25 protein-coding genes and 1 tRNA gene are annotated in these 23,087 nt (G+C 68.4%); 21 read left to right on the top strand and 5 right to left on the bottom strand.

The window, feature by feature from the left end:
• The first annotated feature begins 64 nt into the window (after positions 1 to 64).
• The gene (locus FHT36_RS02530) at positions 65 to 1,690 is read left to right on the top strand and encodes a glycosyl hydrolase family 17 protein (RefSeq protein WP_210257535.1); all 1,626 of its coding nucleotides are present in this window, start codon (positions 65 to 67) and stop codon (positions 1,688 to 1,690) included.
• Here FHT36_RS02530 and FHT36_RS02525 read toward each other — a convergent pair.
• Complete coding sequence (locus FHT36_RS02525) at positions 1,650 to 2,048, bottom strand: hypothetical protein (protein ID WP_169120848.1); 399 nt, start codon at positions 2,046 to 2,048, stop codon at positions 1,650 to 1,652. The two genes, FHT36_RS02530 and FHT36_RS02525, sit on opposite strands and share 41 nt — an antisense overlap.
• Before the next feature lie 242 nt (positions 2,049 to 2,290).
• Here FHT36_RS02525 and mgtE point away from each other — a divergent pair, with 242 nt between their 5' ends.
• The 4 genes from mgtE (at position 2,291) to FHT36_RS02505 (ending at position 4,642) form a co-directional block, all read left to right on the top strand.
• Positions 2,291 to 3,697, top strand: a complete 1,407-nt coding sequence (gene mgtE / locus FHT36_RS02520; RefSeq protein ID WP_169120846.1) for a magnesium transporter — start codon at positions 2,291 to 2,293, stop codon at positions 3,695 to 3,697.
• Positions 3,698 to 3,808: 111 nt separating this feature from the next.
• Positions 3,809 to 4,063, top strand: coding sequence for a hypothetical protein (locus tag FHT36_RS02515; RefSeq protein ID WP_169120844.1), 255 nt, complete (start codon positions 3,809 to 3,811; stop codon positions 4,061 to 4,063).
• A 123-nt stretch (positions 4,064 to 4,186) separates the two neighbouring features.
• Complete coding sequence (locus FHT36_RS02510) at positions 4,187 to 4,492, top strand: ETC complex I subunit (RefSeq protein WP_169120842.1); 306 nt, start codon at positions 4,187 to 4,189, stop codon at positions 4,490 to 4,492.
• Between the two features lie 73 nt (positions 4,493 to 4,565).
• Positions 4,566 to 4,642 (top strand) — tRNA-Arg (locus FHT36_RS02505).
• A gap of 268 nt (positions 4,643 to 4,910) precedes the next feature.
• Here the strand turns inward: FHT36_RS02505 and FHT36_RS02500 are convergent.
• Positions 4,911 to 5,519: a TIGR00730 family Rossman fold protein gene (locus FHT36_RS02500; RefSeq protein WP_169120840.1), complete on the bottom strand. Its 609-nt coding sequence runs from the start codon at positions 5,517 to 5,519 to the stop codon at positions 4,911 to 4,913.
• 149 nt (positions 5,520 to 5,668) lie between these two features.
• Here FHT36_RS02500 and FHT36_RS02495 point away from each other — a divergent pair, with 149 nt between their 5' ends.
• Both FHT36_RS02495 and FHT36_RS02490 read left to right on the top strand, forming a co-directional pair.
• Positions 5,669 to 6,046 carry a helix-turn-helix transcriptional regulator gene (locus tag FHT36_RS02495; RefSeq protein WP_169120838.1) on the top strand — a complete coding sequence of 126 codons (378 nt, stop codon included), beginning with the start codon at positions 5,669 to 5,671 and terminating at the stop codon, positions 6,044 to 6,046.
• 6 nt (positions 6,047 to 6,052) lie between these two features.
• Positions 6,053 to 8,008, top strand: a complete 1,956-nt coding sequence (locus tag FHT36_RS02490; protein WP_169120836.1) for an ABC transporter ATP-binding protein/permease — start codon at positions 6,053 to 6,055, stop codon at positions 8,006 to 8,008.
• 24 nt (positions 8,009 to 8,032) lie between these two features.
• Here the strand turns inward: FHT36_RS02490 and FHT36_RS02485 are convergent, their stop codons facing one another.
• The 3 genes from FHT36_RS02485 to FHT36_RS02475 all read right to left on the bottom strand — a co-directional run bounded on the left by FHT36_RS02485 (position 8,033) and on the right by FHT36_RS02475 (position 10,190).
• On the bottom strand, positions 8,033 to 8,470 hold the full coding sequence (locus tag FHT36_RS02485) for a glyoxalase/bleomycin resistance/extradiol dioxygenase family protein (protein ID WP_169120834.1): 438 nt from the start codon (positions 8,468 to 8,470) through the stop codon (positions 8,033 to 8,035).
• Positions 8,471 to 8,553: 83 nt separating this feature from the next.
• Complete coding sequence (locus FHT36_RS02480) at positions 8,554 to 9,807, bottom strand: RNA polymerase sigma factor (protein ID WP_169120832.1); 1,254 nt, start codon at positions 9,805 to 9,807, stop codon at positions 8,554 to 8,556.
• Positions 9,804 to 10,190, bottom strand: coding sequence for a YciI family protein (locus tag FHT36_RS02475; RefSeq protein ID WP_169120831.1), 387 nt, complete (start codon positions 10,188 to 10,190; stop codon positions 9,804 to 9,806). Before FHT36_RS02475 ends, FHT36_RS02480 begins: the two co-directional genes overlap by 4 nt.
• 143 nt (positions 10,191 to 10,333) lie before the next feature.
• On the opposite strand from FHT36_RS02475, the gene nagZ reads away from it, so the two are divergent.
• The 14 genes from nagZ (at position 10,334) to FHT36_RS02405 (ending at position 23,010) form a co-directional block, all read left to right on the top strand.
• Positions 10,334 to 11,347, top strand: coding sequence for a beta-N-acetylhexosaminidase (gene nagZ / locus FHT36_RS02470; RefSeq protein WP_169120829.1), 1,014 nt, complete (start codon positions 10,334 to 10,336; stop codon positions 11,345 to 11,347).
• Positions 11,348 to 11,351: 4 nt separating this feature from the next.
• Entirely contained in the window at positions 11,352 to 12,221 is an 870-nt protein-coding gene (locus FHT36_RS02465; RefSeq protein ID WP_169120827.1) for a ScpA family protein, read from the top strand.
• Complete coding sequence (scpB, locus tag FHT36_RS02460; RefSeq protein WP_169120825.1) at positions 12,218 to 12,961, top strand: SMC-Scp complex subunit ScpB; 744 nt, start codon at positions 12,218 to 12,220, stop codon at positions 12,959 to 12,961. Before FHT36_RS02465 ends, scpB begins: the two co-directional genes overlap by 4 nt.
• Positions 12,948 to 14,069, top strand: coding sequence for an ABC transporter ATP-binding protein (locus tag FHT36_RS02455; protein ID WP_246702034.1), 1,122 nt, complete (start codon positions 12,948 to 12,950; stop codon positions 14,067 to 14,069). Before scpB ends, FHT36_RS02455 begins: the two co-directional genes overlap by 14 nt.
• 68 nt (positions 14,070 to 14,137) lie before the next feature.
• Complete coding sequence (locus tag FHT36_RS02450; RefSeq protein WP_169120823.1) at positions 14,138 to 14,374, top strand: twin-arginine translocase TatA/TatE family subunit; 237 nt, start codon at positions 14,138 to 14,140, stop codon at positions 14,372 to 14,374.
• A gap of 61 nt (positions 14,375 to 14,435) precedes the next feature.
• Positions 14,436 to 14,951, top strand: a complete 516-nt coding sequence (gene tatB, locus FHT36_RS02445; protein WP_169120821.1) for a Sec-independent protein translocase protein TatB — start codon at positions 14,436 to 14,438, stop codon at positions 14,949 to 14,951.
• Positions 14,951 to 15,760 carry a twin-arginine translocase subunit TatC gene (tatC, locus tag FHT36_RS02440; protein WP_169120819.1) on the top strand — a complete coding sequence of 270 codons (810 nt, stop codon included), beginning with the start codon at positions 14,951 to 14,953 and terminating at the stop codon, positions 15,758 to 15,760. Before tatB ends, tatC begins: the two co-directional genes overlap by 1 nt.
• A gap of 210 nt (positions 15,761 to 15,970) precedes the next feature.
• Positions 15,971 to 17,413, top strand: a complete 1,443-nt coding sequence (serS, locus tag FHT36_RS02435; protein WP_169120817.1) for a serine--tRNA ligase — start codon at positions 15,971 to 15,973, stop codon at positions 17,411 to 17,413.
• 204 nt (positions 17,414 to 17,617) lie between these two features.
• Entirely contained in the window at positions 17,618 to 18,385 is a 768-nt protein-coding gene (gene surE, locus FHT36_RS02430; protein WP_169120815.1) for a 5'/3'-nucleotidase SurE, read from the top strand.
• A gap of 238 nt (positions 18,386 to 18,623) precedes the next feature.
• The gene (gene yajC / locus FHT36_RS02425) at positions 18,624 to 18,971 is read left to right on the top strand and encodes a preprotein translocase subunit YajC (protein WP_169120813.1); all 348 of its coding nucleotides are present in this window, start codon (positions 18,624 to 18,626) and stop codon (positions 18,969 to 18,971) included.
• Positions 18,972 to 19,009: 38 nt separating this feature from the next.
• Positions 19,010 to 20,617: a protein translocase subunit SecD gene (secD, locus tag FHT36_RS02420; RefSeq protein ID WP_169120811.1), complete on the top strand. Its 1,608-nt coding sequence runs from the start codon at positions 19,010 to 19,012 to the stop codon at positions 20,615 to 20,617.
• A gap of 13 nt (positions 20,618 to 20,630) precedes the next feature.
• Positions 20,631 to 21,725, top strand: coding sequence for a protein translocase subunit SecF (gene secF / locus FHT36_RS02415; RefSeq protein WP_169120809.1), 1,095 nt, complete (start codon positions 20,631 to 20,633; stop codon positions 21,723 to 21,725).
• A 10-nt stretch (positions 21,726 to 21,735) separates the two neighbouring features.
• Entirely contained in the window at positions 21,736 to 22,116 is a 381-nt protein-coding gene (locus FHT36_RS02410; RefSeq protein WP_169120807.1) for an Mth938-like domain-containing protein, read from the top strand.
• Between the two features lie 3 nt (positions 22,117 to 22,119).
• A complete protein-coding gene (locus FHT36_RS02405) occupies positions 22,120 to 23,010 on the top strand; it encodes a phytoene/squalene synthase family protein (protein WP_169120805.1) in 891 nt (296 codons plus the stop codon).
• Positions 23,011 to 23,087 lie beyond the last annotated feature (77 nt).

The raw sequence follows: 23,087 nt of genomic DNA, 5'->3' as shown, positions 1-23,087 counted from the left end.
GGCTTCACACCGCCTGTCCAAGGCTCTATGTGGCGCGGGGGACACCTTCACCTCTGGAGACGAGATGCCTTCCTCCGTGCGGCTGCCTCTGGTGCTGGCGCTCCTGGTCTGCGGCCTCATCGCGGGCCTGTGGACCTATCTGGGCCGTCCGGTGTCCATGCCCCCGTCGCCGCTGGCCGCGGGCGAGAAGTTGCCCTGCGTCTCCTACGCCCCGTTCCGCGATGGCCAGTCGCCCTTCCAGAAGGGGCTGGTGATTCCCGAGGCGCAGATCGAGGAGGATTTCGTCCGCCTCGCGCAGATCACATCCTGCGTGCGCACCTATTCCATCGAGATGGGCCTCGACAAGGCCCCGGCGCTGGCCCGCAAGCACGGCCTGACCATGCTGCTCGGCATCTGGCTGGGGCCGGACGCGGACCGCAACCGCATCGAGCTCGAGACCGGCATCCGCCTCGCGAAGGAAAATCCGGACGTGGTTAAGGCCGTCGTCGTCGGCAACGAGGTGCTGCTGCGCGGCGAGATGTCGGCCACGGAACTTGCCAACGTGCTCGCCCGCGTGAAGCGGGAGGTGGGCGGCGTGCCCGTCACCTACGCCGATGTCTGGGAGTTCTGGGAGCGTAACAAGGGCCTCACCGAGAACGTGGATTTCGTCACTATCCACATCCTGCCCTATTGGGAGGACCTGCCGGTCTCCGCCGAGGATGCCGGCCCGCATGTGGACGAGATCCGCCAGCGCATGGCCGAGGCCTTTCCCGGCAAGGAGATTCTCATCGGCGAGACCGGCTGGCCCAGCGCCGGCCGCATGCGCGAGGATGCGCTGCCCTCGCCCGCCAACCAGGCGCGGGTGATGCACGACGTGGTGGCGCTGGCCAAGCGCCAGGGCTACCGGGTCAACGTCATCGAGGCCTTCGACCAGCCGTGGAAGCGGCGCAGCGAGGGCACGGTGGGTGGCCATTGGGGCGTGATCGACGCCGACACGCGCCTGCCCAAGTTCGCCTGGGGCCAGCCGGTGGAGGATTTCCCGGGCTGGCGCATGCATATCGCCGTGGGCATCCTCTCGGTCGTCGCGGTGTTCGGCTCGGCCCTCGCCGCCACCCGCCGCCGCGAGGAGCCGGTGCGGCCGCTGGAATGGTACGCGATCGCCGCCATCGCCCTGTTCGGCGGAGCGACGCTCGGTGCCGCGCTCTCGGCGCTGCCGCTGGAAAGCCTCGGCTTCGTGGGCTGGCTGCGCAACGGCCTCATCCTCGCCGCCGCCGCGCTGGCCATGGTGACCATGCCGGTCGTGATCGTGCGCGGGCAGGGGCTCGCGCCCTTCTCGGTCGCCCTCGATTCCCGCCGCTGGCCCGCGACCTCGGGCGCCGCCATCGCATCCGCGGCGGTGCTGGCCCTCGCCACGATCGCGGTGGGGTCGGTGGCGTTCGAGCTGGTGTTCGATCCGCGCTACAAGGATTTCCCGGTGTTCCCGCTCACCGCGCTGGTGGCGGCGGTCGCGGCGCCGTTGTTCGTGCGGCGGGCGGATCGCGACGGTGCCGGCCTCGCCGAGCTGATCGCCATGTGGGGCCTGTTGGTGGCCGGCATCTATGTGCCGCTCAACGAGACTCTCGCCAACTGGCAGGCGGCCTGGTTCGGCGCGCTCTGCCTCGTCATGGCCTTCACGCTGTGGCGGGTCCAGGCCGTGCAAAGGAGAGGATGAGCATCATCGCCGCCAGCGCCCCGGCGACTTCGTTGTGGAAGACGAGGGCGAAGCTCGCGAACACCATGCCCACGGAGAAGGTGGCGAGGCCCGGCGCCAGAAGCTGGATCAGGGCCACCACCAGCGCCACGGCGCCGAACACGTTCCACAGGGACAGCGCCAGCACCGCGGCGCGGCCGTAGCAGCCGGCGCTTTCCAGCCCCGCCTCGCAGGCCAGCGAAACGAGGGTCGGCTCCACCACCATGTAGCGCATGTAGAGGGCCCAGCCGACGGCGCCCATGCCCAGCGGGATCATCCAGTTGAGCGTGCGCGGCCCGGGGCGGAAGAGCGGGCGCTCCGAATAGGGCAGGGTCGTCATCTGGCGAAATCTCCGTCCGGCCGGCGGGGCGTTCATAATGACATGGAGACGGCGCGGTCCAGCGAAAAGGGCGGATTGCCGGCGGAAGGCTTCACAAACGGCGCGGGGATCACTAGACGCAGCGGGAGGCACCTGCCCCTCCGTCGCTTTGCGGAGCGGCCGACGCCGTATCCCCAGATCCCGTGCCCGCATCCTCATCGGAGGCGGGCGCCCGTACCCGTCCCACCCCCCGGGAGGAGCGCATGCGCGACGATGCTGATGAGGCCGGCGCTGAGGTGATGCCTCTGACGGTGCGCGACGAGGACGGCAATCTCTCGGACTCCTTCCGCAACCGGGTCAACGAGGCCATCGAAGCCCGCGATGTGGATGCGCTGAAGGCGCTCGTCGGCGATCTGCACGAAGCCGACATGGGCGACCTCATCGAGGAGCTGGACGCCGACGAACGGCGCCGGCTCATCGAGCTGCTTGGGCCGGCCTTCGACTTCACGGCCCTGACCGAGCTGGACGAGACGGTCCGCGTCTCCATCCTGCGCAGCCTCTCGCCGATCACCGTCGCCCGGGGGATGCGGGACCTCGATTCGGATGATGCCGTCTACATCCTCGAGGATCTCGACGAGGACGAGATGGCCGCGGTGCTGGAGCACCTGCCGGCGCCGGAGCGGGTGGCCCTGCAGCGCTCCCTCGACTACCCGGAAGAAAGCGCCGGCCGGCGCATGCAGACGGAGTTCATCGCCGTCCCGCCCTTCTGGACCGTCGGACGCACCATCGACTACATGCGCGAGACCGCCGACCTGCCGGACACTTTCTATGAGGTGTTCGTGGTGGACCCCGCCTATCGCCTCGTCGGCTCGGTGCCTCTGGACCGGCTGCTGCGCACGCGCCGCCCGGTGCTGATGAGCGCGGTGAAGGCCGAGCAGGCCAAGGTGGTGAAGGCGTCCGAGGATCAGGAGGACGTGGCGCGCATGTTCGAGCGCTACAACCTCGTCTCAGCGCCGGTGGTGGACGATGCCGGCCGGCTGGTGGGCGTCATGACCATCGACGACGTGGTGGACGTCATCCAGGAGGAGGCGGACGAAGACCTGCGCGCCCTCGGCGGCGTGCGCAGCGACGAGGAACTGTCGGACACGGTGGCCTTCACCGCCCGCAGCCGCCTGCCGTGGCTGGTGGTGAATCTCGGCACCGCCTTCGTCTCCGCCTCCATCATCAGCCTGTTCGAGGGCACCATCGAGAAGATGGTGGCGCTCGCCATCCTCATGCCCATCGTCGCCTCCATGGGCGGCAATGCGGGCACGCAGACCATGACGGTGGCAGTGCGCGCCCTCGCCACCAAGGAACTCTCCAGCCACAACGCCCGGCGCATCGTCTTGCGCGAGGTGCTGGTGGGGCTGGTGAACGGCACGACGCTCGCGTGCCTGCTCGGCGTCATCGCCGGCTTCTGGTTCGCCAACGTCCATCTTGGCGTGGTGATCTCCTCGGCGCTGATCCTGAACATGATCGCCGCCGGCCTGTTCGGAATCCTGATTCCCCTCGCCATCTCGAAGCTCAAGCTGGACCCGGCGGTGGCCTCCGGCGTGTTCGTCACCATGGTGACGGATACGGTGGGATTCTTTGCCTTCCTCGGCCTTGCCACATGGTGGTTCGCCACTTGACCGGCCCGGCTTGCATTCCCCTGCGATCTCCTCAACAAGGATGCGCCCGGCCGGTGCCGGGAAGCGGTGAAGGGTGAGCGCATGCGGACTACGGCTTGGAATTTGGCGGCGATGGCAGTGGCCGCAGGGCTCCTCTCGACGGCTCCCGCTTTTGCCGACAAGGCCGCCGCCGACCGTTGCGCAGCCAAGCTTTCCAACGATGCCCGCGCCATCTACGTGGCGAGCGCCCCCCTGCTGGTGAAGGGCGCCGACGGCCGCGCCGTGGTGACGGACCAGACCCGCTCGCTGGTGCTCTCGGGCAAGGTGAGCCACCTCACCGCCGCCGAATCGGCGCAGGCGGCCGCGGAGTGCCTGATCCTGCGCTGAGGCGTCCCAATACGGGGCGCGGCGCCGTGTTCGGTTGCCTCGCCCGCGTGGCTTCACTATAGACGAAACAGACGAAACGGGCCGCCCGGCAGGGGCCGCCCGGCATTCTGACGGGTTCGAACCATGGTCGCTCGCATCTACAAGCCGTCGCGCAACGCCATGCAGTCCGGCGTGGCGAAGACCAAGCACTGGGTGCTCGATTACGAGCCGGAGCACGCCCGCCGCGTGGAGCCCCTCATGGGCTACACCTCCTCGGCCGACATGCGCAGCCAGATCCGCCTCTCTTTCGAGACGAAGGAAGAGGCCGTGGCCTATTGCGAGAAGCGCGGCATCCCCTACCGGGTGTCCGAGCCGCACGAGGCGGGCCGCCGGCGCATGGCCTATTCCGACAATTTCGCCTTCAACCGCACCGGCCAGTGGACCCACTGAGCCGGCTGCGTTCCGATCCCGACCGGGAAAGGCGCTTCCGCTGTGCGGCCGCCCGCCGTAAAAGGCGGAACGAGGCCCCGTAGCTCAGCTGGATAGAGCAAGTGCCTTCTAAGCACTAGGTCGCAGGTTCGAGCCCTGCCGGGGTCGCCAATTGCTCGCCGTGCCCTGGCGCGCCCATTGAGCCTTCTCCATTTTCCGCCCCTGCTACCGCTGCCCTGCGTCGCGAACATCGGTGTTCTGCGCGTTGTGCAGTGCAACAATTATTCTTCCGGGGTTACGCTCCTTCTGCCGCAGTGCAGCAAGGGTTCAGGAGATGCAGACCGTCGTCGCAATCATGCTGATCGGCTCCGTGGTCATGGTCGCCATCGCCGCGCTGGATCAGCCCAACAGCTGACCGCGCAGCGGGACCGACTGGAGCCTACATGCGGCCGGCGATGGTGCCGTCCGCCGCATGGAGCGCGCGCTCGGGCACCTTCTCGGCGGCGGCGCGCAGGCGGGGAAGGATGTCTTCAGCCCGGTCCGCGGTGAGCATCTCCACCGGCGTGTCCGCGCGGATGAAGCCGGCGCCGCGCATGTGATCCACCAGCGTCACGAAAGGATCCCAGAAGCCCGCCGTGTTGAGGATCAGGATCGGCTTCTTGTGCCGGCCGAGCTGGGCCCAGGTGAGCTGCTCCACCAGTTCCTCCAGCGTGCCGACGCCGCCGGGCAGGGCCACGAAGGCATCCGCCCGTTCGAACATCAGCCGCTTGCGCTCGTGCATGTCCTCCACGACGATCATCTCCGCCTCGTGGGCGAAAGCACGCTCGCGGGTCATCAGGAAGCGCGGGATGATGCCGGTGACGGAGCCGCCGGCCAGCGCCACCGCGCTCGCCACTTCGCCCATCAGCCCGATGCCGCCGCCGCCATAGACGAGGCGCACGCCCTCCGCGGCAAGGATGCGCCCGAAATTCCGGGCTTCTTCGGCAAACACCGGATCGCCGCCGGTGGCGGAGCCGCAATACACACAGACACTGTCGATTCTGGCCATGCGCGCACTTTACCAAACTTGGCGGCCGGTAGGGCAGGCCGCCCGAGGGCGAATAGAGCGCGAATAGTGCGCACCCGCGACGACGGCGTGACGCGGGCGGGGGCAACGAGCTTGTTCCATGGTCGTTCATCGTCTATCGTCGATGAACGATGAATGCTCCCTCCTTCCCAACCCCGGACCCCGCCGCTGCCGATGAAACCGGCACCGCAAGGGCCGATCTCGCGGCAAAGCTGCGCGCGCTCGCCCATCCGGCACGGCTCGCCATGCTGGAGACGCTGGCAGGGCAGGAGCGGTGCGTGTGCGGCGAGATCGTCCGGGCGCTGCCCCTTGCGCAGTCCACCGTCTCGCAACATCTGAAGGTTCTCCTCGACGCCGGGCTGATCCGCGGCCGCACCGAGGGGCAGCGGTCCAGCTACTGCCTCGACAAGGCGGCGCTCGATGCGCTGGCTGAAGAGATCGATGCGCTGTTCAAGGCGCTCCGCCGGCCGTCGGGTTGCTGCACCCCCGGCGCACCGGAACAACGTTAGGCCATCATGTCCCAATCCCAGAAGCCCGCAGCCCGGCGGGCCGCCGTCTCTTCCGACGCCATGTTCTCCACCCTGCGCGGCCTGTGGCCCTATCTGTGGCCGGCCGACCGGGCGGACCTTCGCGCGCGTGTGGTCGTCACCTTTGTCCTGCTCTTCGCCTCCAAGGGTGCCACCATGGCGGTGCCCTTCCTGTTCAAATGGGCGACCGACGCACTGACCGCAGAGGTCGCCGCCGGCAAGGCGGCGACGCCGGATGTCGGATTCTGGGCCCTCGTCATCGGCGCCCCGGTGGCGCTGACGCTGGCCTATGGGCTCGGCCGCATCCTCATGGCCGGCGTCACCCAGCTGCGCGACGGCCTGTTCGCCAAGGTGGCGCTCAATGCCGTGCGGCGGCTCGCCATGGAGACGTTCGAGCATATGCACGCACTGTCCCTGCGCTTCCATCTGGAGCGCAAGACGGGCGGGCTGACGCGCGTTCTGGAGCGGGCGCGCTCGGGCATCGAGACCATCGTGCGGATGCTGGCGCTACAGCTGGCGCCGACCATCGTCGAACTGGTCATGGTGCTGGGCGTGCTGCTGTTCGCCTTCGACTGGCGCTATGTGGCGGTCGTGTCGGCGACGGTGGTGCTCTATTCGCTGTTCACCTATGTCGCCAGCGAGTGGCGCCTCGCCATCCGCAAGGAGATGAACGAGAGCGACACCGACGCCAACACCAAGGCCATCGACAGCCTGCTCAACTACGAGACGGTGAAGTATTTCGGCGCCGAGCGCTGGGAGACGGCCCGCTACGATCGCTCCATGGCGCGCTACGAGAAGGCGACGGTGAACACCTACACCTCGCTGGCGTGGCTGAACGCCGGGCAGGCGCTCATCTTTTCCATCGGCCTCGCGGCGGTGATGGTGATGTGCGTGCTGGACATCCGCGCCGGGCGGCAGACGGTGGGCTCGTTCGTCATGGTCAACGCCATGATGATCCAGTTCTACATCCCTTTGAATTTCCTCGGCTTCATCTATCGCGAGATCAAGCAGGCCATCGTCGACATCGAGGCCATGTTCGCCGTGCTTCAGGTGGCCCCGGAAGTCACCGATCGTCCCGGTGCGCCGGACCTCGTGGTCTCCGGTGGCACGGTGCGGTTCGAGGATGTGCGCTTCTCCTACGACGCCGGCCGGGAAATCCTGAAGGGCATTTCGTTCGAGGTGCCGGCGGGGCGCACGGTGGCCATCGTCGGGCCGTCGGGCGCGGGCAAGTCGACACTCTCCCGCCTGCTGTTCCGTTTCTATGATGTCTCGGGCGGCCGCATCACCATCGACGGGCAGGATTTGCGGGAGGTGTCGCAGGAGAGCCTGCGCGCGGCCATCGGCATGGTCCCGCAGGACACCGTGCTGTTCAACGACACCATCGCCTACAACATCCGCTACGGTCGCCCGGCGGCGTCGGAGGCCGAGGTGGAGGAGGCGGCGCGGCTCGCCCGCATCGACGGCTTCATCCGCGCCACGCCCAAGGGCTTCAAGACTGAGGTGGGCGAGCGCGGCCTCAAGCTTTCCGGCGGCGAGAAGCAGCGCGTGGCCATCGCCCGTACCCTGCTGAAGGCGCCGCCCATCCTGGTGCTGGATGAGGCGACCTCGGCGCTGGACAGCCATACGGAAAAGGAAATCCAGGACGCGCTCGACCGCGTGTCCGAGGGGCGGACCACACTGGTCATCGCTCACCGCCTCTCCACCGTGGTGAGCGCGGACGAAATCCTCGTTCTCGCCGATGGCAAGGTTGCCGAGCGCGGCTGCCACGCGGAGCTGCTGGCGAAGGGCGGGCTTTATGCCGCCCTCTGGAACCGCCAGCGGGAAGCGGAGGACGCCGCCGCGGCCCTCGCCCGTGCGCAGGCCGAGGAGGCGCTGGAGGCATTGCCCGCCCGCCACCCCGACGAGGAGGGAATGGACGAGGAGCGCGTGCGCGCGGTCGGCTGACTTTGCGCGCGCCTCGAACCGCAGTCAGCGCGGCTGGTTGAAGGCCCAGAGCACGCCGAAGGGGTCGCGCACCTGCGCATAGCGGGCGCCCCAGAACATGTCCTCCGGCGGCATCACCGGCGTTGCGCCCGCTTCCACCGCGCGGGCGAAGGCGGCATCCGTGTCGCCCACATGCAGCGAGAGGTTGAAGCCGCCGAGCTTCTCCACGGTACCGGAGCAATATTCCGGGTAGGGGTCGGCCAGCATCACCGACGAGCCGTTGATGTAGAGGTGGACGTGCATGGTCCGCCCGCTCTCGTCCGGCGGGATGGCGAAGGCGAGCTCCGCGCCGAGGGCTTGTCTGTAGAAATCGGCGGCCTTCATGGCGCCTTCCACGGTGACATAGGCTGTGACGCCGCCCTTCACCGGGGGCATGGCGGCGGGATCGATGGACGGCATGGTGGTCTCGGCAGTGTCGGACATGCTTTCCTCCTCCGGCGCCGGAGCGCGCCTTTTGTGATGACGGGCGGGCGGCGCCGATCCCGACAGCCTGCCCGCATTTTTCCTCAGGCCTGTGACTGGATGAGATCGATCTGCGCGCGGATGTGCTCTGCCTCGGCCGGTGTGTTGGCGAGCGCGATGGCCCGGTCGAAGGCGACGCGCGCCTCCTGTTGCCGGCCAAGTTCCAGCAGGAATGCGCCGCGGGCACCGAAGAAGTGGAAATAGCCGGAGAGCTGCGGCGCCAGCGGCTCGATCATGGCGAGCGCAGCCTCCGCACCCTTGACCTTGCTCACGGCGACGGCGCGGTTGAGCGTCACCACCGGGGAGGGCTGGAGAAACTCGAGCGCCGCATAGAGCGCGTCGATCTGCGCCCAGTCGGTCTCCTCCGGGGTCGCCGCGCGGGAGTGGAGGCCCGCGACCGCCGCCTGGATCTGGTAGGCGCCGGGGCGGCGGTGGCGCATGGCCTTGTCGATGAGCGCCAGCCCTTCGGCGATGCGCTCGCGATCCCATCTCGTGCGGTCCTGCCGGTCGAGCAGGATGGCCCGGCCGTCCGCATCGAAGCGGGCGGCGGCCCGGGCGTGCTGGAGCAGCATGAGCGCGAGGAGGCCCATGATCTCCGGCTCGGTGGGAAACAGCCGCAAAAGAAGCCGGCCGAGGCGGATGGCGTCGTCGCACAGGCCGGCGCGGCTGGGTTCGCCGCCGGCTGAATAGCCTTCGTTGAAGACGAGATAGACCATGGCCGCCACCGTCCCCAGCCGCTCGGCGCGCTCCACAGGTCCGGGCGCCTCGAACGGTACGTCGGCGCGCGCGATCCGCGCCTTGGCTCTCGTGATGCGCTGCTCCATGGCGGCCTCGCTGACGAGGAAGGCGCGGGCGATCTCCTTCACCGTGAGACCGGAGACGATGCGCAGGGCGAGGGCGATCTGCTGCGTTGCCGGAAGCTCGGGATGGCAGCAGATGAAGAGCAGGCGCAGCACGTCGTCGCGATAGTGGGAATTGTCCAGCCGCTCGGCCAAGGGCGCCTCGGCGTCGTCGAGGTCGGAGAGCTGGTCGTCCGGGGGCAGGGGATCGTGCTTCGCCCGCTTGCGCACGCCATCGAGGGCGGCGTTGCGGCCGACGAGGATGAGCCAGGCCGCGGGATCGCGCGGCGGGCCGTTCACCGGCCAGGTGCGCAGCGCGCGCAGGCAGGCTTCCTGAAACGCCTCCTCGGCGGTGTCGAGATCGCGGAAATAGCGCAGGAGGGCCGCCACCGCCTGCGGCCGGGCGGCGGTGAGGGTGGCGTTGATCCAGTCGGGATCGGTAATGGCGGGGGTGGTCATGTTCCGGTCTTCTGGCCCGCGCGCTGGTCGGGGAAGAAGGCGCGCACCGGCCGAATCTCATAGGTGGCGCCGGGATTGACCTCCGAGAGGTCCTTGACGATGGCGAGCACGTCGTCGAGGTCGGCGGCGTCCACGAGATAGAAGCCCAGCAGTTGCTCCTTCGTCTCGGCGAAGGGACCGTCAATGACGAGGGGTGCCTCCTGCGTCTTGCGCAAGGTCGTCGCCGCAGTGGTGGGCAGGAGGCGGAGCGAGGCGCCCATCTTGCCGGCTTTGGTGAGCCGTTCTTGAACCACGGCGATCTTGGCCATCACGGCGTCGTCCTGCTCCTGGGTCCAGGAACAGACCACATCTTCTTCGTGGTAACAGAGGATGGCGTACATCATGGCGGGGCTCCCTTGGTGCCTTCTGAAGGACGCCCGAGTATGACCATGGCCGACAATGCGGGGCAAAATCTGCGCGGGGAGAGGCGGGCGACGCACCATGCCGCCCGCTTGACGGCGCCGATGCCCGCTTATAGGCCGGACACATGACCTCGCGCGCCTTCATCGCCGGCTGTGCCGGCCCGAACCTTTCGGCCACCGAGCGCAGCTTCTTCCGCGATGCGGAGCCCTGGGGCTTCATCCTGTTCGCCCGCAACGTGGCGGACCCGGACCAGGTGCGCGCGCTGGTCGCCGACCTGCGCGAGGCGGTGGGCTGGATGGCACCGGTCCTCATCGATCAGGAAGGCGGCCGCGTGCAGCGCCTGCGCCCGCCCCACTGGACCGACGATCCCCCCGCCGAGGCCTTCGGCCAGCTCTACCTCTCCGATCCCACCGCGGCGCTTGAGGCGGTGCGGCTCAATTCGCGGGCCATCGCGGCGGACCTCTACGCCCTCGGCATCGACGTGGACTGCCTGCCCTGCGCGGACCTGCGCCACCCGGATGGCCACGGTATCATCGGCAATCGCGCCTATGGTACTGAGCCGGTCGCAGTGGCGGCTCTGGCGCGGGCGGCGGCGGTGGGGCTGATGGAGGGTGGCGTGCTACCCGTGCTGAAGCACATCCCCGGCCATGGCCGCGCGCCTGTGGACAGCCACGAGAAGCTTCCCGTCGTCACCGCCACGCGCGGCGAACTGGAAGGCATGGACTTCGCCGCCTTCCGCGACCTGTCTGATCTGCCCCTCGGCATGACCGCCCATGTGGTCTATGCCGACATCGACCCGAACCGTCCCGCCACCACCTCGCCGGTGGTGCTGTCCGAAGTGGTGCGCGGCTCCATCGGCTTCGACGGGATGCTGATGAGCGACGACCTCTCCATGGGGGCGCTCGCCGGCACCATGGAAACCCGTGGCCGCGACGCGCTGGCGGCGGGCTGCGACATGCTCCTCCACTGCAACGGCAAGATGGAGGAGATGGAGAAGGTGGCCGCCTCCGCTCCCGTTCTGACCGGCGAGGCCTATGCCCGCGCCGCCAAGGCCCTGTCGTTGCGGGTGGTGCCTGATCCGGTCGACGCCAGGCAGCTGAGGGCAGCGGTCGCGGCTCAGCTCAAGACGGTGGGCTGACCCCATGTCCGCGCCGACCTCGGGCGATTCCGGTCCGGACGCCTTCGAGCTCGGCACAGACCGCGCCCAGGTCGCCGCCGACGAGGCGTTCGTGGTGGACGTGGACGGCTTCGAGGGGCCGCTGGACCTGCTGCTCGCGCTGGCGCGGACGCAGAAGGTTGATCTGTCCAGGATCTCCATCCTCGCCCTCGCCGACCAGTATCTCGCCTTCATCGAGGAAGCCCGGCGCGGCCGTCTTGAGCTTGCGGCCGATTATCTCGTGATGGCGGCGTGGCTCGCCTATCTGAAATCGCGCCTGCTGCTGCCGGCACCGCCGCAGGAGGAGGGGCCAAGCGCGGAGGAGATGGCCGCCGCCTTCGCCCGGCGCCTGCGGCATCTGGAGCGCATCCGCCGCGCCGCCGCGCAATTGATGGCGCGCCCGCAGATGGGCCGCGACGCCTTCGCCCGTGCTTTGCCGCCGCCCTCGAAGGAGCCGCTCTATACGGTCTACACGGCCACCATCTACGACCTGCTCTCCGCCTATGCCCGCCAGCGACAGACCAAGGCGCTGTCGCATGTCACGCTCAAGACCCGCACCGTCTGGTCCCTCGCCGAGGCCCGCGCCCGGCTGGAGCGTCTGCTCGGGGCGGAGGTGGTCGGCGAATGGATGCGGCTCGACCAATTCCTGCTAGATTACATGACGACGCCCGAGCAGCGGGCGACCGCGCTCGCGTCGAGCTTCTCGGCCAGCCTCGAGATGGTGCGGGAGGGGATGCTGGATATCCGCCAGGATGCCCCCTTCGCCCCCCTGTGGCTGCGTCCGCGCCCGGCGGTGGAGCCTGAGCCGCTGCTGCCGTTCGATGCGTCCGACCCGGCGCCCGGAGAGGAGAGATGACCCGTTCCGCCCCGCGCATCGACCTGTTCGACGTGCGTCCGGAGGACGAGCGCGCCTATGCCTTCGCGCGCGATCTGAGGGCCATCGAGGCGCTGCTGTTCACCTCGCCGCTGCCGGTGGACGCCAAGGCCATGAAGCCGCACCTCTCCGCCGACGCCGATATCGGCGCGCTGATGGAGGCGCTGACCGCCGATTACGCCCGGCGCGGCGTCAACATCGTGAAGGCCGCCGGCGGCTGGATGCTGCGTACGGCGCCGGACCTCGCCCGCGTCGTCGCCGGGCCGGTGCCGGAGGCGCGCAAGCTCTCGCGCGCGGCCATTGAGGTTCTGGCCATCGTCGCCTACCACCAGCCGGTCACCCGCGCGGAGATCGAGGAGATTCGCGGCGTCTCCACTTCCAAGGGCACGCTGGACGTGCTGCTGGAGACCGGATGGGTGCGCCTGCGCGGCCGCCGCAAGGCGCCGGGACGGCCCGTGACCTATGGCACCACGCCGGCCTTCCTCGTGCAGTTCGGCCTCGATGCGGTGCAGGATCTGCCCGGCCTCGACGAGCTGAAGGGCGCCGGCCTCATCGACGGGCGCATCCCCGCCGGCTTCGCCATTCCGCTGCCGTCCGACGATCCGGGCCTGCGCGAGGACGAGGAGGCGCTGGAGCCGGACATGCTGGATTTCCACCTCTCGCCCCCGCCGGAGGACGAGGAGCCGGGCGCGAGCGCGCCCGAAGATGATGGCGACGCGTGAGGAGGCGGTTCTGGTTGACGAGATCGAGACCCTGGGGATGACCCGCAGCCGCACCCCTGCCGCTTTCGCCAAGGGCCTCTCCTTCGAGGCCGTGCAACTCTCCTATGGCGACGTCGCCGCCGTGCGCGGCGTGAGTCTCGCGGTGGAGCCGGGGGAGGTTTTGTGCCTGCTCGGCCAGTCGGGTTGCGGCAAGACCTCTCTGCTGCGCCTCGCGGCGGGCATCGAGCAGCCGGACGCCGGCCGAATCCTCATCGATGGCGAGGTGGTGGCGGGGCAGGGGGCCTTCGTGCCGCCCGAGCGGCGCGGGGTGGGGCTGGTGTTTCAGGACTATGCCCTGTTCCCGCACCTCACCAATCTTGAGAACGTGATGTTCGGCCTCAACGGCCTGAAGCGGGCCGAGGCGGCGCGGGAGGCGCGCCTCGCGCTGGCGCGGGTAGACCTCGCCGATCTCGCCGAGGTCTATCCCCACGAACTCTCCGGCGGGCAGCAGCAGCGCGTGGCGCTGGCCCGCGCCATGGCGCCGCGTCCGGGCATCCTTCTCCTCGACGAGCCCTTCTCCGGCCTCGACCGCCGCCTGCGCGACCAGGTGCGGGCGGAGACGCTGGCGGTGCTGCGGGATGCCAAAGCGACGGTCATCATCGTCACCCACGATCCCGAGGAGGCGATGCGCCTGTCCGACCGCATCGCTTTGCTGCGCAAGGGCGAGCTGGTGCAGCTCGGCCCGCCGGAGGAGCTCTACCGCCGCCCGGCGGATCTCGGCGTGGCGCGATTCTTTTGCGAGCTGAACGAGATCGATGCCGAGGTCGTCGGCGGCATGGCGGACACGCCCATCGGCCGGTTCGCGGCGCCGGGACTGCTGGACGGGCCGGCCATCGTCGCCATCCGCCCGCAGGGCATCGCGCTCGTGCCGGCCGGGCGCGGCGTCGCGGGACGGCTGCTTGAGCGGCGCTTTCTCGGCGAGCTCGATCTCGTGGAAGTGATCGTGGAAGGGGTGGAGCGCCCGCTGGTGCTGCGCCTGCGGGACGCGGGAAACGTGAAAAAGGGCGACGAAGTGGGCCTTCTGGTCGATCCCGGTGAAGTCCTTGTTTTCGCCGCGGGCCGAGCCTAGTGTCGCCGTCCGAACGGCCCTGCGGTCTGCCGCCGGGGCCACAAAGAATATCCTTGGAGGATGGTTAGATGGGTTCGTTGAGCATCTGGCACTGGATCGTAGTGCTGGCCGTGGTGCTCCTCCTGTTCGGTCGCGGCAAGATCTCCGATCTGATGGGCGACGTGGCCAAGGGCATTAAGTCCTTCAAGAAGGGCATGGCCGACGACGACGAGCCGGTGAAGGCTCCTCCGGCCGCCCCCGAGGCGCCGCGCCCGCTTCCGCACCAGACGTCGAGCGCCCCCGAAGCCGAGAAGAAGCCCGTCTGACGGACCTCTGCCCCTGAACACTTGAAGAGGGCGGCGGCACCACCGCCGGACAGACGGGCTCATGTTCGATATCGGCTGGTCCGAGCTGATGCTGATCGGCATTGTCGCGCTGATCGTCATCGGTCCCAAGGAGCTGCCTACGGTGCTGCGCACCGTGGGACGCACCGTCACGAAGCTGCGCCGGATGGCCGGCGAGTTCCAGGGCCAGTTCCAGGAGGCCCTGCGCGAGGCGGACCTTGCCGACATGCGCAAAGAAATCAGCGACGTCACCGAGACCGCCCGCTCCACCCTCGCCACCTCCGACATGTTCGATCCGCTGCGCTCCATCCGCGAGGAGATTCGCTCCACCGTGGAGGGCGCGAACCCGACCCCGCCGGCCCCCGCTCCCGAGGCTCCGATCGCGCTGCCCGATCTGCCCCCGCCCGTGGAACTGCCCGATCCCATGGCCGCCATCCGCGCCGAAATCCGCCGCTCGGTGGAGGCCGCCGTGCCCCCCGCGCCGGTTGCGCCGCCTGCCGTAGCCGTTGAGCCGGCTCCCGAGAGCCTGCCCGTCGCCGGCGAGACGAAGAGCGCGTGATGAGCGACCAGGACGAAATCGACGCCTCCAAGGCCCCGCTCATCGAGCATCTGATCGAGCTGCGTTCGCGCCTCATCAAGTCGCTGGTGGCGTTCCTCGTGGCCTTCATCGCCTGCTTCATGCTGGCGAAGCAGATCTACAACATCCTGCTGTGGCCCTATGAGTTCGCCTCCGGCTTCGGCACCGGGGTGAAGCTCATCTACACGGCGCCGCAGGAATTCCTGTTCACCCAGATCAAGCTCGGCATGTTCGGCGCCGCCTTCATCTCCTTCCCGGTGGTGGCGACGCAGGTCTACATGTTCGTGGCGCCGGGGCTCTACAAGCACGAGAAGGCGGCCTTCCGGCCCTATCTCGTCGCCACGCCCATCTGCTTCCTCATCGGCGCGGCCTTTGTCTATTTCGTCGCCATGCCGCTGGCCATGACCTACTTCCTCGGCATGCAGCAGGTGGGCGGCGACGGGAAGGCCGAGATTTCGCTGCTGCCGCGGGTCTCCGAATACCTTTCGCTCATCACGACGCTGATTCTGGCGTTCGGCATCTGCTTCCAGCTTCCCGTCATCCTCACTTTGCTCGGGCAGATCGGCGTGGTGACGCGGGAGATGCTGGTGAAGGCCCGGCGCTACGCCATCGTCGGCGTGTTCGTGCTCGCCGCGGTGCTGACCCCGCCGGATGTCATCAGCCAGCTCTCCCTTGCCCTGCCGACGCTGCTTCTCTACGAGGTGTCCGTCTATCTGGTGGGCGTCGTCGAGAAGCGCCGGCTGGTGGCGGAAGCGGCGCGCAACGCAGCCGACGCCGCGACAGCGGACTGACGGCGGGGCCTTCCCGGATTATTGGAATTTGGGCGCGGGGTGGGTCTCCTCCCGGTCCGTCATGGCCGGGCTTGACCCGGCCATCCACGTGGCGCGGCTGGGCGCGTTTTCCGACCGCTAGCGCTGTCGGCGCGACGTGGATGCCCGGCACAAGGCCGGTCATGACGGTTGTGTGGGGGGCACGCCGCGCCCTATGAGGCGGAGCTTGCCATGCACGACATCAAATGGATCCGGGACGAGCCGGCCGGCCTGATCGACGCCCTCGCGCGGCGTGGCAACCGCTCCGACGAAGCCAAGGCGGCGGCGGAAGCTCTGGTCGCCAGGCTGCGTGGCCTCGACAATCGCCGTCGTGAGCTGTTGACCAACTTGGAAAACAAGCTGGCCCGCCGTAATAGCGCTTCCAAAGAGATCGGGCAGGCAAAAGCGAAGAAGGACGCGGTCGAGGCTGAGCGCTTGATGCGCGAGGTCGCCAACCTAAAGGCTGACATCCCGACTCTGGAAGCTGAAGTGAAGGAGGTGGAGAAATCGCTTGATCGCGAACTCGCCGCTATCCCCAACGCCCCACTCGCCGATGTGCCGCAGGGCGCAGACGAGCACGACAACGTGGAAAAGAGCCGCTTCGGCACGCCCCGCACCTACGCCTTCGCCCCGAAGCAGCATTTCGAGGTGGGCGAGGGCCTAGGCCAGATGGATTTCGAAACCGCCGCCAAGCTCTCCGGCGCGCGCTTTGTTGTCAACAAAGGCCCGTTGGCGCGGCTGGAGCGCGCGTTGGGGCAGTTCTTCCTCGATGTGCATACGGGCGAGCATGGGTACCTGGAGGTCAACCCGCCGCTGTTAGTGCGGGATGAGGCAATGTTCGGCACGGCGCAACTGCCGAAGTTTGAAGAAGATCAGTTCGGTGTGATCGACGGACTGACCTTTAGCCAGATTAAACATCAGTTTGATGAAGTGTCTGGACCTGACGCTAATCAATATCCTGAAGCGACCGTGAGCCTAGCCGGTGATGCGGCGAAGAAACTGGATCGCTGGATAGATATTTCTCGTCGTTGGCTCATCCCCACCGCCGAAGTCCCGCTGACCAACCTCGTGCGCGAGTCCATCCTCTCCGAGGAAGAGCTCCCTATGCGCCTCACCGCCTGCACGCCCTGCTTCCGCGCGGAAGCTGGCGCGGCGGGGCGGGATACGCGGGGGATGATCCGCCAGCACCAGTTCACCAAGGTGGAGCTGGTCTCCATCACCACGCCGGAGAAGTCCGCCGAGGAGCACGAGCGCATGCTCGCCTGCGCCGAGGCGGTGCTGAAGAAGCTGGACCTCGCCTATCGCGTCGTCACGCTCTGCACCGGCGACATGGGCTTCGCCTCACAGAAGACCTACGACATCGAGGTCTGGCTGCCGGGGCAGAACGCCTATCGCGAAATCTCCTCCTGCTCCGTCTGCGGCGATTTCCAGGCCCGGCGCATGAATGCCCGCTACCGGCCGGCGGAAGGGAAGGGGCCGCGCTACGTCCACACACTCAACGGCTCGGGTGTGGCGGTCGGCCGCGCCCTCGTCGCGGTGCTGGAGACGTACCAGCAGGAGAACGGCTCCGTCGCGGTGCCGGAGGCGCTGCTGCCCTACATGGGCGGGCTGAAGATGATCGAGAAGCTGAAGTAGGGCGGCAAGGGCCGTCCCGGTCGCCTCCGTCCCGTGATGTTGTCATGCCCCGGCTCGTACGGGGCATCCACCCCGCCGCCGGAGCGATCTCGGCGGACCGACGCCCAGCCCAACCGTGGATCCCCCGGACGAGCCGGGGGATGACGGCCCGGGAGGCGACAGAAGCAGATACTGCCGGCCGTGTGCCGGACAAAGGGACACCCCATGCGCATTCTGGTCACCAATGACGACGGCATCCACGCGCCGGGCCTCGACAGCTGCGCGGCCATCGCGCGCACCTTCACCGATGACGTGTGGGTGGTGGCGCCGGAGTTCGACCAGTCGGGCGTCGCTCACTCGCTCTCGCTCTCGGACCCGCTGCGGCTGCGGCAGGTGGAGGAGCGCCGCTATGCGGTGAAGGGGACGCCCACGGACTGCGTCATCATGGCCGTGCGGCATCTGCTCATCGACAATCCGCCCGACCTCGTGCTCTCCGGCGTCAATCGCGGGCAGAACATCGCCGAGGACGTGAGCTATTCCGGCACCGTCGCCGGCGCCATCGAGGGCACCATCCTCGGCATCCCCTCCATCGCGCTCTCGCAGGCCTTCGGCATGCGCACGCGGGAGAATCCGAACTTCGTCACCGCCGAAACCCATGCGCCGCGCATCATCAAGATGCTGCTGGACGAGGGCATTCCCCCCGGCATCGTGATGAACGTGAACTTCCCGGACCGCCTGCCGGAGGAGATCACCGGCATCGCCGCCACCGCCCAGGGCAAGCGCGACCAGCGCCTGATGCGCATCGACGAGCGTCGCGACGGCCGTAACAACCCCTATTACTGGATCGCCTTCGAGCGCCGCATCTACGAGACCTCCCCCGGCACGGACCTGCGCGCGCTGGACGAAGGCCGCATCTCGGTCACGCCGCTGCGCCTCGACCAGACCGACGAGCCCTGGATGACCCGCCTCGCGCTGCTGTTCGACGGGAAATAGGCGACAGGGCCCCTCCCCTCGTGCGGGGGGAGGGGAGATGCCTTCCGCAGCGGCATCTTTGCAAGGTGAGTCCCGCGTCGCCGAAACCGAAGCGGCCCGGCGCCGCCCCAGTCTTTTCAACAGCTGCGTGAGCCAAGCGGCCCCGCGTTTGCATTCGACGGGGCGGCCGCTATAGTCCCGCCGCTTCGCCGGACCCCGGCGGAATGCGGATTCCCTTCACAGACGAACGAGGATCGAGATGTTCATCACGCCCGCTTTCGCCCAAGGCGCCACGGGAGCCGGCGGCGGGGCCGACATGCTCATTCAGCTCGCCCCGTTCCTGCTGATCTTCGTGGTCATGTACTTCCTGATCCTGCGTCCGCAGCAGAAGCGGGCCAAGGCGCATCAGGAACTGGTGAACTCCCTGCGTCGCGGCGACGTGGTGGTCACCGGCGGCGGCCTCGTCGGCAAGGTCACCAAGGTGATCGACGAGAACGAGGTGGAGCTGCAGATCGCCGACAACGTCCGCATCCGCCAGATTCGCGCGCAGATCGCCACCGTGCGCGCCAAGGGCGAACCGGCCAAGGACGAGGTCTCGGCCGGTTGATCCGGCCGCATCACGCTTTCTGAAAGACCGCGCGCGATATGCTGCACTTCTCCCGTCTCAAGACCACGGCGATCCTCGTCACCATCGCCATCGGGATGCTGTTCGCGGTGCCCAACGTGCTCTCCCCGGGCATGCTCGACCACCTGCCCTCGTGGCTGGCGTCGAGCCGGGTCACGCTGGGCCTCGACCTGCAGGGCGGCTCGCACATCCTGCTGGAGGTGGACGGGCCGGCGCTCCGCAAGGAGCGCACCGAGCAGCTGCGCGACGAGGTTCGCCGCGTGCTGCGCGACCAGAAGATCGGCTATTCCAACCTCGCGCTGCGCGATACCAGCGTGACGCTTCGCCTGCGTGACCCCAACGACACGCAGAAGGCCGTCACCGAGCTGAGGAAGCTCGCGGCGCCCGTCACCAACGCCCTATTCGGCAATTCCTCCGGCGAGATGGACCTGACCGTCTCGTCGGGCTCGGACGGCACCGTCACGCTGCAGCTGACCGATGCCGGCCTCACCGCCAAGATGCGCTCCGCGGTGGACCAGTCCATCGAGATCATCCGCCGCCGTATCGATCAGCTCGGCACGGTGGAGCCCAACATCCAGCGCCAGGGCCTCGACCGCATCCTGGTGCAGGTGCCCGGCCTGCAGGACCCGCAGCGCCTGAAGAACCTGCTCGGCCAGACCGCCAAGCTCTCCTTCCGCATGGTGGACCAGTCCATGTCGCCGCAGCAGGCGCAGGAAGGCCGCGCGCCGCCGGAATCGGAAGTGCTTAAGGGCCAGGACGGCCAGCCCTATCTGGTGGAGAAGCAGGTGCGCGTCTCCGGCGAGGATCTGGTGGATGCCCAGCCGGGCTTCGACCAGAACTCCCGCGAGCCCATCGTCTCCTTCCGCTTCAACAATAACGGCGCCAAGCGCTTCGCCGCCGTCTCGCAGGAATCGGTCGGCCGGCCCTTCGCCATCGTGCTCGACAACCAGGTGATCTCGGCTCCGGTGATCCGCGAGCCGATCCTCGGCGGCGCGGGCCAGATTTCCGGCGCGTTCACCGTGCAGCAGGCCAACGACCTCGCCATCCTGCTGCGCGCCGGCGCCCTGCCGGCCCCGCTGAAGGTGGTGGAGGAGCGCACGGTCGGTCCGAGCCTCGGCGCCGACTCGATCCAGGCGGGCAAGACCGCGGCCTATGTGGCCGGCGGCCTCGTCACCGTGTTCATGCTTGCCGTGTATGGCCTGTTCGGCCTGTTCGCGCTCATCGCGCTGGCCGTGCACATCATCCTGATGTTCTCGCTCCAGTCGGTGCTGGGCGCCACGCTGACCCTTCCGGGTATCGCGGGTGTCGTCCTCACCATCGGCATGGCGGTGGATTCCAACGTCGTCATATTCGAGCGCATGCGCGACGAGGCGCGGGAAGGCCGGTCTGCCATCTCGGCCATCGACAAGGGCTTCGTGAACGCGCTGGGCACCATCCTCGACGCCAACATCACCTCTCTCGCCACGGCGGTCATCCTGTTCCTCATGGGTGGGTCGGGTCCGGTGCGCGGCTTTGCCGTCACCTACATCCTCGGCCTTCTGACCACCATGTTCACCGCCTACACCCTGACGCGGCTCATGATCGCCTACTGGGTGAAGTGGCGGCGGCCGGCGAAGCTGCCCATCTGAAGGTGCGCCGCACATGCCTTTGATCGATTACATCCCGGCGCAGACCAACATCCACTTCATGCGCCTGCGGCACTGGACGTTCCCGTTCTCCGCGGCGCTGTCCATCGTGGCCTGCCTGCTGTTCGCCATCCACGGCTTCAATCTTGGCATCGACTTCAAGGGCGGCACGCTCATCGAGGCCCAGACCAGCCAGCAGCAGGCCGATATCGGCGCGCTGCGCGAGCACCTGACCGACCTCGACGTGGGCGACGTGCAGATCCAGGAGTTCGGCTCGCCCCGCGACGTGCTGATCCGCATCGGCGCCTTCGGCACTACGGACGAGGCCCAGCAGGCCATCCTCGCCAAGGTGCAGGGCGTGCTCGGCACCGACTACAGCGTCCGTCGCGTGGAGACGGTCGGCCCGAGCGTGTCCGGCGAACTGGTGCGCCAGTCCATCCTGGCGCTCGTGCTCGGCGCGGTGGCGGTGCTCGGCTATCTGTGGTTCCGCTTCGAGTGGCAGTTCGCGGTGGGCGCCATCGTGACGACGATGCACGACATCTTCGTTACGCTGATGATCTATTCGGCGTTCGGTATCGACTTCGACCTGACGTCCATCGCCGCCATCCTGACCATCATGGGCTACTCGCTCAACGATACGGTGGTGGTGTACGACCGTATCCGCGAGATGCTGCGCCGCTACAAGAAGCTGCCGCTGCCCGAACTGCTCGACATCGCGGTGAACGCGACCTTCTCGCGGACCATCATCGTCTCCACCACCACCTTCTTCGCTACCCTCGCGCTCTATTTCTTCGGTGGCGAGGTGCTGCGCGGCTTCTCGCTGGCGATGACGGTGGGCGTGGTGATCGGCACCTATTCCACCATCTTCGTCGCCGCCCCCATCCTCATCCATCTCGGCCTGCGCGCCTCCACGGTCAGCCTGCCGACGAAGGACGCGGCCGATCCGGAGGTGAAGGAGCTGGACGAGTTGGTGAAGCTGGAGGCGAAGGACGCCGCCGCCGCAATCCCGCCCGAGGCCGCGCCCGCGACCGGCGTGTCGGCCAAGGGTGGCAAGGGCAAGAACGGAAAGCCCAACGGCAAGGCTGGTCCCGCCCGCCCGGCCAAGGCCTGAGGCGCGGGTGGTGGCCGCCCCGGACGGCGCGCCCTTCCTGCCGCGGCAGGTCGCCATCGACGGTTATGGCGACACCTTCTTCCACTTTGCCGGCATGTCCCATGCCGGCTCCATCCTCGCGCTGCCCTCGGGCATCCGCGGCTGGGCGCCTGTGCGCGTGGCCGAGATCGACGCCGCCTCGCTCGCCCCCGTGGTGGCGGATGCCGCTTCCGTCGAACTGCTCCTCATCGGCACGGGCAAGGACCCGGCGCACCTCAAGGAGCCGCTCAAGCAGATCCTGCGCGAGGCCGGCATTCGTTTCGAGCTGATGCCCACGCCGTCCGCCGCCGCCACCTACAACGTGCTCCTCGCCGAGGGCCGGCGGGTGGGTGCGGCGCTGATTGCGGTCTGAGCCATGGAAAGCCCGGCGCTGGACGACAAGGCACTCGACGAGGCCTATGCCTATTGCGCCGCGCAGGTGCAGGCGCAGGATCGCGACCGCTTCCTCGCCGCCTTGTTCGCCCCGCAGGACAAGCGCATGCACCTCCTCGCGCTCTACGCCTACAATCTCGATGTCGCCCGCGTGCGGGAGGTGGTGCGCGAGGCTCTGCCCGGCGAGGTGCGCCTCGCCTGGTGGCGGGAGGTGATCGAGGGGGAGGGCAGGGGCGATGTCTCCGGCCACCCGGTGGCCGCCGCGCTGCTCGATACCGTCGCGCGCTTCCGCCTGCCGCGCGCGAGCCTGATCGCCATGGCCGACGCGCGGGTCTTCGACCTGTACGACGATCCCATGCCCACCGTGGGCGATCTCGAGGGCTATGCGGGCGAAACCGCCTCGGCGCTGCTCCAGCTTTCCGCGCTCATTCTGCTGCCGGACGTGGGCCGCTCCGGCGACCTTGCGGGGCACGGGGGGGTCACCATCGCCATGACCGGGCTGATGCGCGCCTTCCCCATCCATGCGGCGCGCGGGCAGTGCTACATCCCGGTCGATGTCCTCGCCCGCCATGGCGTCGGGCGCGAGGAAGCGGTGTCGGGCAGTGTCACGCCCGGCCTTTTGGCGGCGCTTGCGGAGCTGCGGGAGACGGCGGCCCGTCACCTGTGGGAGGCACGGGAAGCGGCCGGGCAGACCTATGCTGCCACCTCCATCGCCGCGCCCTTCCTGCCGCTGGCGCTGGTTTCCGGCGATCTCAAGGCGCTGGCCAGGGTGAGCGACCCGTTCCGCCAGCCCGCCGGCCTCTCTCCCTTCCGCCGCCAGTTCGCCTTGTGGTGGGCGGCCCAGCAGGCGGTGCGCGGACGCATCTGGTTCTGAGAGTGGGCGTGACCCCTCCAGCCGTCATACCCCGGCTTATCCGCGGCATCCACTGCACCGTTTGAGCCGTGCCCCGG

This window comes from Xanthobacter sp. SG618 (assembly GCF_012932745.1).
Classification (GTDB): Bacteria; Pseudomonadota; Alphaproteobacteria; order Rhizobiales; family Xanthobacteraceae; genus Xanthobacter; species Xanthobacter flavus.
Note: the sequence above shows the minus strand (reverse complement) of the source record. Positions and strands in the feature narration are given on the sequence as shown.